The 12070-nt window shown below is 69.4% G+C and carries 9 protein-coding genes; 1 reads left to right on the forward strand and 8 read right to left on the reverse strand.

The features are described from left to right. Positions 1 to 97: 97 nt before the first annotated feature. From ACFOSH_RS41300 to ACFOSH_RS41320, 5 genes are all read right to left on the reverse strand, one after another. Positions 98 to 2296 carry a SulP family inorganic anion transporter gene (locus ACFOSH_RS41300; protein WP_378246769.1) on the reverse strand — a complete coding sequence of 733 codons (2199 nt, stop codon included), beginning with the start codon at positions 2294 to 2296 and terminating at the stop codon, positions 98 to 100. Positions 2297 to 2895: 599 nt separating this feature from the next. Further along, positions 2896 to 5157, reverse strand: a complete 2262-nt coding sequence (locus tag ACFOSH_RS41305) for a bifunctional SulP family inorganic anion transporter/carbonic anhydrase (RefSeq protein WP_378246771.1) — start codon at positions 5155 to 5157, stop codon at positions 2896 to 2898. A 239-nt stretch (positions 5158 to 5396) separates the two neighbouring features. Further along, the gene (locus tag ACFOSH_RS41310; RefSeq protein ID WP_378246773.1) at positions 5397 to 6677 is read right to left on the reverse strand and encodes an adenosylmethionine--8-amino-7-oxononanoate transaminase; all 1281 of its coding nucleotides are present in this window, start codon (positions 6675 to 6677) and stop codon (positions 5397 to 5399) included. 25 nt (positions 6678 to 6702) lie between these two features. Next, the gene (locus ACFOSH_RS41315) at positions 6703 to 7911 is read right to left on the reverse strand and encodes a cytochrome P450 family protein (protein WP_378246775.1); all 1209 of its coding nucleotides are present in this window, start codon (positions 7909 to 7911) and stop codon (positions 6703 to 6705) included. Between the two features lie 25 nt (positions 7912 to 7936). Beyond that, positions 7937 to 8290: an SRPBCC domain-containing protein gene (locus ACFOSH_RS41320; RefSeq protein ID WP_378246906.1), complete on the reverse strand. Its 354-nt coding sequence runs from the start codon at positions 8288 to 8290 to the stop codon at positions 7937 to 7939. Positions 8291 to 8414: 124 nt separating this feature from the next. Here ACFOSH_RS41320 and ACFOSH_RS41325 point away from each other — a divergent pair, with 124 nt between their 5' ends. After that, positions 8415 to 9038 carry a uridine kinase gene (locus ACFOSH_RS41325; protein ID WP_378246777.1) on the forward strand — a complete coding sequence of 208 codons (624 nt, stop codon included), beginning with the start codon at positions 8415 to 8417 and terminating at the stop codon, positions 9036 to 9038. Between the two features lie 4 nt (positions 9039 to 9042). Here ACFOSH_RS41325 and ACFOSH_RS41330 read toward each other — a convergent pair whose 3' ends face one another. From ACFOSH_RS41330 to ACFOSH_RS41340, 3 genes are all read right to left on the reverse strand, one after another. Further along, on the reverse strand, positions 9043 to 10200 hold the full coding sequence (locus ACFOSH_RS41330) for a glycosyltransferase family 4 protein (protein ID WP_378246779.1): 1158 nt from the start codon (positions 10198 to 10200) through the stop codon (positions 9043 to 9045). Between the two features lie 78 nt (positions 10201 to 10278). Continuing rightward, positions 10279 to 11331 carry a C40 family peptidase gene (locus ACFOSH_RS41335; protein WP_378246781.1) on the reverse strand — a complete coding sequence of 351 codons (1053 nt, stop codon included), beginning with the start codon at positions 11329 to 11331 and terminating at the stop codon, positions 10279 to 10281. Positions 11332 to 11776: 445 nt separating this feature from the next. Next, the gene (locus ACFOSH_RS41340) at positions 11777 to 12019 is read right to left on the reverse strand and encodes a hypothetical protein (RefSeq protein ID WP_364214220.1); all 243 of its coding nucleotides are present in this window, start codon (positions 12017 to 12019) and stop codon (positions 11777 to 11779) included. Positions 12020 to 12070: the final 51 nt, after the last annotated feature.

Genomic DNA, 12070 nt, shown 5'->3' on the forward strand with positions numbered 1-12070 from the left:
TTAGTCGGTCCCGTTCGAGGGAGGCTGAAGGGGACCATCCCCGCATGCGATCGGGTGAGGGACGCTTTCACCTCATCGCATGCGGGTAAGGCGTCCTTCAGCTCCTGGGCACCGTGACCGCCCCGACCGGGGTGAACGCCGGGCTCCCCTCGTCCGACAGGTAGACCTGCGCCGCTCCGACGTCGAAGTACATCCCGGTCAGGTGCAGTTCACCGCGTGCCTCCGCCTCGGCGATCAGCGGGTAGTGACGCAGGTGCTCCAGCTGCTGCAACACGTTCTGCAGCGCCAGCCGGTTGACCTCGGCGTCCGGCCGTTCGCCGTCGAGGGTCACGGAGACCGCGCGTTTGGCGCTCGGCTCGGCGTGCTTCAGCCAGGAGGCCAGCATCGGCGCGCCGTCGGGGGCGCCGGTGGCAAGCGCCTGCATCGCGCCGCAGCCGGAATGCCCGCAGACCACGATCTCGCGCACCTTGAGCACGCCGACGGCGAATTCGACGGTGGCGCCCATCGACGGGTCGGCCCGGCGGGCGGGCACCAGGTTCCCGATGTTGCGGACGGTGAACAGGTCGCCGGGACCGCTGGTGGTGATCATGTTCGGCACGATCCGCGCGTCACCGCAGGTGATGAACAGCGTGTGCGGCGACTGCCCGCCCGCCAGCTTGCTGAGCGCGGGCTGCATGAGCGCGGCCGTGCGCCGCTGGAACTCGGTCGCCCCGCGCAGCGTCGGCCCGCCGCGCTGACCGGGCAGTTCGACGTCCTTGACCTGCCAGTCGGACCACGGCGCGAGGAACCTCGGCACCGACCGCACCGCGTCCGTCCTGGTCAAGGTCGGGTCACCGGACTTGCCGTTGGCGAACCACGGGTGCCCGACCTCGTCGACGGTCACCTCGCCGCCGGTGCGTTCGTGCCCCTGCTGCCAGTTCGAAAGGCTCTCGAAGGCGGCGTGGTCGAGGTAGTCGACGACCAGCTCCAAGGTCACCTTCGCACCGTCGGGCACTGTCGCGAGCACGCGGCTGAGCCTCGGCACCGAAAGGAACGTCAGGACGCCTTCGACCACGACGCGCCATTCGTCGCCGTCGCGTTCGGCATGGATCCCGGACCACACAGTGCGCCGCAGCATCAGCAGTACCGAAAGCGCGATTCCGAGCAGGACACCCGTGAGCAGGTCGAAGACGACGACACCGGCGAGCGTCACCAGGTACAACCCCAGGTCGCCGTGTTTGAGGACCTGCTTCATATGCCCGGGGTTCACGAGTTTCGCGCCGACGTGGACGAGCAGACCGGCCAGCGCGGCGAGCGGGATGTTCTGGATCAGCCCGGCGAACGCGGCGACGAACACCAGGATCCAGACGCCGTGCAGGATCGCGGACGCGCGGGTGCGGGCGCCGGCGGCGACGTTGGTCGAGCTGCGGACGATCACGCCGGTGACCGGAAGGCCGCCGAGCGAGCCGGAGGCCATGTTCGCGGCGCCCTGTCCGATCAGCTCGCGGTCGAGGTTCGAGCGCGGCCCGGTGTGCATCTTGTCGACCGCGACGGCCGACAGCAGGCTTTCCACACTGGCGATCAGGGCGATGGTGATGACCGCGACGGCGAACGCGCCCCAGCCGGCGTCCGGGAATTCGGGCGCGAAGCGGATGTTGAGCAGGTCACCGGGCAGGTTGACGCGGGGCAAGGTCATCCCGGCGGCGACGGACAGCACGGTCACCAGCGCGATCGCGGCGAGCGGGCCGGGCACCTTGCGGACGGCCTTGGGCAGCCGCGGCCACAGCAGCAGGATGCCGATGGTGAGCACGCCGACCAGCGCGGCGGTGTCGTGGTGGCCGACGATCTGCGCGGGCAGTTCGGCGATGTTCTTGAGCGCGGAACTCTGCGCCGATCCACCCAGCACGACGTGGAGCTGGCCGAGGACGATCGTGACGCCGATACCGGCGAGCATGCCGTGCACGATGGCGGGCGAGATCGCGAGCGCCGCGCGGGCGATGCGGCTCAGCCCGAGCAGGATCTGGAGCGCGCCCGCCGCGACGGTGATCGCGCAGGTGGTCGCCCAGCCGAAGGTCGCGATCGTTTCGGCCATGATCACCGTCAGCCCGGCGGCCGGGCCGCTGACCTGAAGCGGGGAGCCGCCGAGGGCTCCGGCGACCACACCTCCCACCACGGCCGCGATCAGCCCCGCGACGATCGGCGCCCCTGACGCGAGAGCGATCCCGAGCGAAAGCGGGACGGCGACGAGGAACACCACCAACGAGGCGGGCAGGTCGTGACGAAGCACGGCAAGAGGTTTCTTCGTGGACACCAACATGATCACCAGGAAACTGGTGATTTGTCCGCTATGCACCACCTGATCGAGTGAATATCGTCCCTCAGGCGGGTGGCGTGGCCCACTTTTGGGCTGTTTCGTTGCCTGGAGATGGCGTCGATGTTGCGAAAAGCTTTGCGGGCTCCCGAATCCTGGGAAGTATCGGTCGGTCGCCCGGTCAAGTGGATCTACGCTCCAGCGCCGCTTTGACTGTTAGGTCAGGGCCTTCGGGATCGCCACGTTCGCCCCAGCAGTCACAGCGGCTGTGACGCGTCGGCGGGGGTGGTCGTGAGTGGCGATTCCGGCTGCGGTCGAGCGCAGATCCGGTCCGTGAAGGCCTCCTTGCCTACCCTGAAGGTAGTGAAGGAGGCCTTCACGGACTTCCGGATCGCCACATACGCCCCACACGCACCAGCAGTCACAATGGCCGCGCGTGAAGGACCCCTTCCCTCGGCTCAGCCGAGGAAACTCGACCTTCACACCTTCCCCAAGTACGTGAAGGCCCCCTTTACGTACCTCAGGCGACCGAAGCGGCGGTACCGAGCGGGTCGGGGTGGTCGTGAGTGGCAAGTGGGGTTAGAACGACACTTGCCACTCACGACTCAGGACTTCACCGGTGAGGCCGCCGAGGTGAACGACCGGTGCGCCGCGTCGAGCAGGTACACGTTCGCCTTCCCGACGTCGAAGTACATCCCCGTGAGCCGGAGTTCGCCGCGGGCCAGCGCGGCCTCGACCACCGGGTACGAACGCAGGTTCTCCAGCTGCTGCACCACGTTGTGCAGGGCGAGCCGATCACCCTCCTGCGGGGGGCGGGCGCCGTCGAGCAGCACCGGCCCTTCGCTTTCCCTGCGCCGCATCGTCGCCTCGCCGTGCCGCAGCCAGCCGCCGAGGTGCACGAGCCCGGTGGGCGCGTCGCCGAGCAACGCCTTCATCGCCCCGCAGCCGGAATGCCCGCACACCACCACTTCCCGCACCCGCAGCAGACCGACGGCGTACTCGATCGCCGCCCCCACCGAGAAATCCGCTTCGGCGCCGGCGTGCGGGACGAGGTTCCCGATGTTCCGCACGGTGAACAGGTCACCCGGGCCGCTGGTGGTGATCAGGTTCGGCACGATCCGCGCGTCGCCACAGGTGACGAACAACGTGTGCGGCTGCTGGCCGTTCGCCAGCCCGTCCCAGGTGCTCCGCAGCAGCGGCGCGGTCCGCCGCTGGAATTCCGAAGCGCCACGGCACAACGGGACACTGCCGCCTCGCTGGCTCGGCAGTTCGAGGTGTTCGGCCTGCCATTCCGACCACGGCGCGAGCCAGCGCGGCACCACCCTGGACGCGACGCCGCGCCGCACGGTCGGCATCCCGGCCTTGCCTCGTTCGAACCACGGATGCCCGACCTCGTCGACGATCACGACTCCCCCGGCGCGTTCGTACGTGCGCTGCCAGCCGCGCAGGCAGTCGAAAGCGGCGTGGTCGAGGTAGTCGACGAACAGTTCCAGTGTCACTTCCGAACGCTCGGGGACTTCGGCCAGGACGGTCGTGAGCCTTGGCACGGAAAGGAAAGTGAGCGCGCCTTCGATGACGACACGGGTCCGCGGACCGTCCTGTTCGACGTGGATCCCGGAGAACAGCATCCGGCGCAGCATCAGCGCGAGCGCCACCGCGATCCCCGCGGCGACCCCGGTGAGCAGGTTGACGGCGACCGCGCCGAGCAGGGTCGCGAGGTAGACCGGCAGGTCGCCGTGGCGGCGGACCTCACGGAGGCTGGTGACGTTGACGAGTTTGGCGCCGACATAGACGAGGAGACCGGCGAGCGCGGCGAGCGGGATCTGCCGCAGCGCGCCCGCCAGGAACAGACAGCAGCCGAGGATCCAGACGCTGTGCAGGATCGCCGACATCCGGGTCCGGGCGCCCGCTTCGAAGTTGGTCATGGTGCGCACGACGACGCCGGTGACCGGGAACCCGCCGAGCGATCCGGCGGCGACGTTGGCCAGGCCCTGGCCGATCAGTTCGCGGTTGAGGTCGGTGCGCGGCCCGTCGCGCAGTTTGTCGATGGCGACGGCGGAAAGCAGGCTCTCCAGGCTGGCGATGAGCGCGATGGTGAGCACGGCGGCGATGATCGCCACCCAGGACCCGGACGGCGCTTCGGGGACGAAACCCAGCCCTGGCAAGCCGTTCGGGAGGTCGACGCGCGGCAGGTCCATGCCCGCCGCGACGGAAAGGCCGGTCGCCAGCGCGACGGCGGCGAGCGGGCCGGGGACGCGGCGTACCGAACGCGGCATCCGGGTCCACGCCAGCAGGACACCGACGGTGACCACGCCGACCACCGCGGCCTGGTCGTGGTGGCCGACGATGCGGCCCGGCAGCGCGACGATGTTCGCGATCGTGGAACCCTGCGCGGCTCCGCCGAGCACGACGTGCAGCTGGCCGAGGATGATGATCAGGCCGATCCCGGCGAGCAGGCCGTGCACGATGGCAGGCGAGATCGCCAGGGTGGCCCGTGCGACGCGACTGACGCCGAAGAGGATCTGGACCACACCCGCGGCGGCGGTGATCGCGCAGGTGGCGGCCCAGCCGAAGGTGGCGATGGTCTCCGCGAGGACGACGGTCAGCGCCGCGGACGGACCGCTGACCTGAAGGACGGAAGCACCGAAGAAGCTCGCGACGAGTCCGCCGACGACGGCGGAGACGAGTCCGGCGAGCAAGGGGGCTCCGGCGGCGTGTGCGACGCCGAGCGAGAGCGGGACGGCCACGAGGAAGACGACGACCGAAGCCGGGAGGTCGTGGCGAAGGTTCTTCAGGAGGGTCGATGCGGGGTTGTCGCGGCGGCCCGGGGGCCCGGTGTCGTGCTCGTCACCAACGATGTCGATCATGGGGGCAGGAAACCCGATCGGCGCGCAAAAGTCCGCTACGCAAAGGTTTCTCAGGTTTGCTTGTGCGCCAGAGAACTAGGGCATAACACCTTTTCCCGACAAAACACCCGGACGGGGTCCCGATCGGACTCGCCCGTTCGCTTGACCGGGATCAGCCCGCGACCACGCTCTGTACCCAGCGTGGCCTTTCCGGATTGCTGTGGCCGCCGTCACACTCTTTAGGCTGAATTTGGTCCGCTTCAGGCTTTTTGCGCGGCCGCGACCACGGCCGAGGTGATCGTCGCGAGGTCTTCCGCGTCGGTGACGTAGGGCGGCATCGTGTAGATCAGGTTCCGGAACGGGCGCAGCCAGACCCCGTTCCCCGTGAGGATCTCGGTCGCGACGGCCATGTCCACCGGGTGGTCCAATTCCACCACGCCGATGGCACCGAGCACCCGCACGTCGACGACCGACGGCAGCTCGCGAGCCGGTTCGAGACCGGCCTTCAGCGCGGCTTCGATCCGCGGGACGTCGGACTTCCAGCCGCCTTCGGCCAGGATCCCCAGCGAGGCGTTCGCGACGGCCGAGGACAGCGGGTTCGCCATGAACGTCGGGCCGTGCGCCAGCACCGGCAATTCGCCGCGCGAGATCCCGTCGGCGATCTCCGGCGTGCACAACGCCGCCGCCATCGTCAGGTAACCGCCGGTCAGCGCCTTGCCCAGGCACAGGACATCCGGGGTGACCCCGGCGTGCTCGGCGGCGAACATCCGGCCGGTGCGGCCGAACCCGGTGGCGATCTCGTCGAAGATGAGCAGGACGCCGTTGGCCTCGGTGATCTCGCGCAGCGCGCGCAGGTACGCGGGCGGGTGAAACCGCATCCCGCCGGCGCCCTGCACGACCGGCTCGACGATGACCGCGGCGAGTTCGCCCGCGTGCCGCTCGATTTCGGCCGCGAGCAGGTCCAGGTAGGCCTGATCCGGCTCGTCGCCGAACCCGCCGGGAGGCTTGGGCAGGAACAGCTGGTCCGGCAGGATGCCGCGCCACAGCGAATGCATCCCGCCCTCGGGGTCGCAGACGCTCATCGGCGTGAACGTGTCGCCGTGGTAGCCGCCGCGCCAGGTCATCAGGCGCCGCTTTTCCTTGCGCCCCACCGACTGCCAGTACTGCAGGCACATCTTGACGGCGACCTCGACCGACACCGACCCGGAGTCGCACAGGAACACGTGCCGCAGGCCGTCCGGGGCGAGGTCGACCAGCGTCTTCGCCAGCCTGATGGCCGGTTCGTGGGTGAGCCCGCCGAACATCACGTGGCTCATCCGGCCCGCCTGCTCGGCCAGCGCCGCGTCCAGCGCCGGGTTCCGGTAGCCGTGGATCGCCGCCCACCAGGACGACATGCCGTCGACCAGTTCGCGGCCGTCGTCGAGGGTGAGCCGGACGCCGTTCGCCTCGCGGACCAGCAGGGAGTCGATCGTGCTCGGCATCGGCCCGTACGGGTGCCAGACGTGTTCCGCGTCGAGCGCGAGGAGTTCGGCGGCGTCCATCCGGCGACCCTACGACACGCCCCGCTCAGCGCAGGCGAACAGGGAGGGTTTCGAGGCCGTGGACGAGGGTGCTTTCCCGCCACCGCAAGGTTTCCGGGTCGGCGTCCAGGCCGAGGTCCGGGAACCGCTCCAGCAGGCCGCGCAGCGCGATCTCGGCCTCCAGCCTGGCCAGCGGGGCGCCGACGCAGTGGTGGATCCCGTGCCCGAACGCGAGATGCCCGGTCGCCTGCCGGGTGACGTCCAGCCGCTGCGGGTCTTCGAACCGCTCGGCGTCCCGGTTCGCGCCGAGCAGGGAGACGAGCACGAACTCGTCCGCCGGGATCTCGACGTCGCCGACCCGGACGGGTTCCCTGGTGAACCGGATGGTCGCCAAGTGGATCGCGCCGTCGTAGCGCAGGAACTCCTCGACCGCTCCGCGCAGCAACGTGAGATCGGCGCGCAGCGTGGCGAGCTGATCGGGTTCGCACAGGAGGGCGAACACGCTGTTGGCGATGAGGTTGACCGTGGTCTCGAATCCCGCCACCAGCAGCAGGAACGACATTGACAGCAGTTCTTCCCCGGAGAGCGAGTCACCCTCGTCACTGGCGTTGATCAGGCCCGAAAGCAGGTCATCGGCTGGTTCGGCGCGCTTTTCCTCGATGAGGCCGACGAGGTACCCGTGCATCTTCGCCGCCGCCGCCTGGAGTTCCTCCGGCGTCGACCAGGCGAGCATCGTGTTCGACCACCGCGCGAACTCCGGCTGATCGCCCGCGTGCACGCCGAGCAGTTCGCAGATCACCCGGATCGGCAGCGGGACGGCGAAGGCGGGCAGCAGGTCGACGCGTTCGGCGTCACCGATGTCGTCCAGCAGTTCCGCGGCGATCTGCTCGATCCTAGGCCGCAGGCGGGAAACGGTGCGCGAGGTGAAGGCCTGGTTGACCAGTTTCCGCAGCCGCGTGTGGTCCGGCGGGTCGGAGTTGAGCATATGCCCGTTCAGCGCGCGGACGGCGCCGTCACCGGCGGATTCGAAGCCGTCGCGTTCGAAGAGGCGCCGGACCTCGGCCGTGTCCTTGCCCACGCGGGGATCCGCGAGCACAGCGCGGGCATCGGCGTACCCGGTGACGACCCAGACCTCCAGGCCGCGGGGCATGCGCACCTTCCGGACCCCGCCGTCTTCCCGCAGCAGTGCGGAGACCCGGTGCGATTCCTGGACGAAATCCCAGCCCAGGGTCGTGACTTCTTCGGCTGCCACCATCGGTACGCCTCCCCCTGCGCGCCGGTCAGCGTTCGGCCAGCGCGGCCACCACCCGCTCGGTCACTTCGGACCAGTATGCCCGCTGTTCTTCGCGTTCGTCGGCGCCCGCGAGCCATTCCTGATGGAACCGTAGCGTGGTCTTCTGCTCGGTGCCGCTCACCGTGATCCGCAGGGTCGAGTCGTGGTCCCAGTCCTTCGGCCGCCAGGTCAGCCGGAGTTCGGTGCCCTCGGAACGGCCGCGGATCTCACCTGTCGTCCCGTTGGCCGTCTCGTACGCCGTCCCCGGCTCGCCGCCGAGTTCGGCGCCCGGACCGAGCCAGATCTCCACACCCTCGCGTCCGACCAGGAAGTCCCACACTTGTGCGCCGCTGCCCGGCACCGTTTGGGAAACGCCTACCTGCCAACCACTTCCGGCTGTTTTGGCCACTGCTTTGGTCACCGGCCCATCATCCCATCGGGTGTACCGTGCGACAGTCACCGGTCCGGGTGGAGGATCTCTTTCTGTGCGCTACCGTCCGATTTCTCCCGCTCTGCTGATTTCCGAACTGACCGAACGCATCACGGCGATCACGGACCGCCGCCGGATCGCGGTCGCCGTCGACGGCGCGGCCGGTGCGACAGACACCACAGAACTCGCCGACGCCCTGGTGGATCCCCTGCGGGTCGCCGGTCACGCGGCGCTGCGGATCTCGGCGAACGACTTCCTCCGCCCCGCCTCGTTGCGCTTCGAACGCGGCAAAGAGGATCCGGACTCGCGCTACAGCGACTGGCTCGACCTCGGTGCCCTGCGCCGCGAGGTGCTCGACCCGCTCGCCGAGGACGGCAGCGGCCGGGTCCTGCCCTCGCTGTGGGACCCGGTGCGTGATCGCGCCACCCGCGCCGAACGCGTCGAACTGCCCGAAGGCGGCGTCGTCGTGCTGGACGGCGAATTCCTGTTCGGCGCGGGACTCGCCTTCGACCTGAGCGTGCACCTGTGGCTCTCGCCCGCCGCGCTCAAACGGCGCGTACCCGACGAATGGGCGCTCCCGGCCTACGAACGCTACGAACAGGAAGTCGACCCGGTGTCGCTGTCCGACGTGGTGATCCGCGTCGACGACCCGAAGCACCCGGCGCGCTACGAGCCCTGACTCCTCAGCGCACCGCCGCGACCGGATCGCCGTCGAGCAGGCCGGAAAGCCTGCCCGCCATGGTGTCCCACCGCCAGTTCTCGGCGACCCATTCGCGACCGGCGGCCCCCATCCGCCGCGCCCGCACCGGATCGGCCAGCAACGCGGCCAGCGTCTCCCTCAGCTGCTGTTCGTCACGGCCGTCGACGACATGCCCGGTGACCTCGTCCAGCACCGTCTCCGGCGCACCGCCGGAGTTCCCGGCGACGACCGGCAGCCCGGTCGCCGAAGCCTCCAGGTACACGATGCCCAAGCCCTCGACGTCGAGTCCCTTCCCGCGCGTCCGCGCCGGCATCGCGAAGACATCGCCCGCGTTGTAGTGCGCGGGCAGTTCCTTCCACGGCACCGATCCGGTGATGACGACGCTGTCCTCGACCCCCAGCGCTTCGACGAGCCCGGTGAGCGTCTTGCGGTACGGGCCGCCGCCGACGATCAGCAGCGCCACGTCCGGGATCTGCTTGCGGAGTTCGGGCAGGATCCTGATCAGCATGTCCTGACCCTTGCGCGGCACCAGCCGCGAGACGCAGACGATCGTCGGACGGTCGCCGAGACCGTGCCGATCGCGGATCTCCTTGCCCGCGGCGTCGTCCGGCCGGTAGAGCGCGGTGTCGACGCCGCACGGGAGCATCTCCAGACCCGCCATCGGGCCGAAAGCGGCCGAAAACCGGGAGCGGGTGTACTTGCTGACGTACGTGATCACGTCGACGGTGTCGCCGATCCGCCGCAACGCCTGCCGGGAACCCGGGAGCATCGACCAGCCGACCTCGTGGCCGTGCGTCGACGCCAGCACCCGGCGGGCGCCCGCCGCCCGCAGCGGATGCCCCAGCAACGCGAGCGGCGCGGCGGCGCCGAACCAGACGGCCTCGCACTCGCGGGCCCGCATGATCTCCTTCGCCCGCTTGAGCACGTCCGGTGTCGGCAGCATCAGGGACGTCGGATGGCGCACCACCTCGAACGGCGCGGCGGCGTCGAACTCGCCGTGTGAACCGGTGCTCGATTCCCAGGACGGGGCGTAGACGACGAGGTCGTCCGCGGGCAGGCGGGTGGCCAGCGAGTTCAGGTAGTTCTGGATGCCGCCCGGCCGGGGCGGGAAGTCGTTGGTCACCAGCAGGGTCCTCAGCACCACTGCAGGCTACTGGGCGCCGGACACGCGAAAGGGGCGGCACCGCCTGCGCGGTACCGCCCCTTTTCTCGCTGTTCGTCAGGCCGTCGGGCGACGGGCTCCGACGTAGTTGTTCTGCAGCGGCGACACCTTGACGACGTCACCGGTGGTCGGCGCGTGCACCATCATGCCGTTGCCGACGTACATGCCGACGTGCGAAACCGGCGAGTTGTAGAACACCAGGTCGCCCGGCTGGAGCTGCGACCTCTGCACCGGGGCGCCGAAGGTCGACTGCTGACGGCTGGACCGCGGCAGGCTGACCCCCGCCTGCTTGTACGCCCACAGCATCAGGCCCGAGCAGTCGAACGACGACGGGCCGACATCGCCCCAGCCGTAGGGGCTGCCGAGCTTGCTCTTCGCGGCCGAGAGAGCCGACGCGGCGGCGGGACCCGGAGCGGGCAGGTTGGGGAACGCCCCGCCCTTGTCCTTCTGGGCGTTCTTGTCCGCGGCGCTCAGGTTGCCGCTGGCCCGCTGGATCTCCTTGAGCTGGTCGTCCAGCGTCTTCTTGCGCGCCTCGATGTCCGTCGTCAGCTTGGCGGCGGTGTCACGGGCGGCGGTGGCCGCGCCCTGAGCGTCCGACGCCTGCTTCGCGGCGGCCGCGGACTGGGCGACAGCGCCGCTCAGGTTGTTCAGGGCGGTGTTCTTGTTCGCGGCGAGGACCTCGAGCGCCGAGGAGCGCTCCAGGAAATCCTGGGTCGACGCGCCCGACAGCAGCGAGGACAGCTTGTTCAGCTGCACACCGCTGGTGAACGACGCGCCGGCGAACTTGTTCACCTCGGTCTGGAAGGTCTTCTCGTCACCGGCCGCCTTGACACCGAGGTCCTTGGCGGAGGCGGCGTCGGTGGTGGCCTTGTCGAGCTCACCCTGCTTCGCGGCGAGGTCGTCCTTCGCCTTGAGGAGGTCTTCGTTCGCCTTCTCGGCCTGTGCCGCGAGGTCGCGGTACTTGGCGAGGGCGTCCGAGCCGGAAGGGGGCTGCTGGGGGGCGGGGGCTGGGGCTGCAGTGGCAACAGGCTGGGCGACCGTTACTGCGGTGATCACCGCGGCCGCGGCCAAAGCTCCTGACACCACGCGCTTGACTGGATGCGACTGCACGGTCGCGCGTGTCTCCTTTGCTGTCGGCCACCGACGCAGAACCCGGGACGAAGAGGTCGGGGGCCCTCTTCCGCGAAGCCGCGTCGCCGACCGTGAGGTCCGCGCGGTTCCCCGCGTTCCCGCCTTGCGCCTGGCCGAGTGCTATCGCAACAGGTTTGGCGCACGGCTGGTTCTGGTGCAGCTCCCCGACAAAGCTGCTTCAGTGGCGATCCCGTGTCGTCGTCTGGCGACGACTTCCGGCCACGAGATCTCGGACAGGTTACGAAACCACGGGCACCGCGTCCACCATGGCAGGCGCAAAAACTCTCCGTGATGCGCCGAAACACCTTCGGACCAGCATGAGCGGAAAGTTGTGACGGGCGTTACATCCTGGGGCTGGTCGCGACTACCTACCGTTCACCCGATCGGATCGACCACTCGTCGAATGCCCCGGTCGCGGCGTGTCTCAGGCCGACTTCCGGCGCTCCTGCCCGACGATCTCGACCATCCGGAGACGCGGGACCATCCCGGCTTCCGCGAGCGCGTCGACCGCTTTCCGCTCGTCGGCGTCCCATTCGAGCGCGAGTGGCGCGCCGAGGAGGACACTGACGACACAGTCATGACATGCGTCACCGCGGACCGCGCATCGGTCGCAATCGATGACGAGTGTCTCTATGTCCGCTATATCGGCGATGGCCTTGTCGTCCATCTCGGGCTCCTCACTTTCAGTGGTGAGGTGCACATTAAGAGCGACCACCGA

Origin of the sequence: Amycolatopsis speibonae (assembly GCF_042647925.1) — a bacterium.
Taxonomy (GTDB): domain Bacteria; phylum Actinomycetota; class Actinomycetes; order Mycobacteriales; family Pseudonocardiaceae; genus Amycolatopsis; species Amycolatopsis speibonae.

Excerpts from the sequence above, each read along its gene's own strand:
- ACFOSH_RS41300 (WP_378246769.1), bottom strand. The coding sequence starts at position 2,296 with ATGTTGGTGTCCACGAAGAAACCTCTTGCCGTGCTTCGTCACGACCTG.
- ACFOSH_RS41305 (WP_378246771.1), bottom strand. The coding sequence starts at position 5,157 with ATGATCGACATCGTTGGTGACGAGCACGACACCGGGCCCCCGGGCCGC.
- ACFOSH_RS41310 (WP_378246773.1), bottom strand. The coding sequence starts at position 6,677 with ATGGACGCCGCCGAACTCCTCGCGCTCGACGCGGAACACGTCTGGCAC.
- ACFOSH_RS41315 (WP_378246775.1), bottom strand. The coding sequence starts at position 7,911 with ATGGTGGCAGCCGAAGAAGTCACGACCCTGGGCTGGGATTTCGTCCAG.
- ACFOSH_RS41340 (WP_364214220.1), bottom strand. The coding sequence starts at position 12,019 with ATGGACGACAAGGCCATCGCCGATATAGCGGACATAGAGACACTCGTC.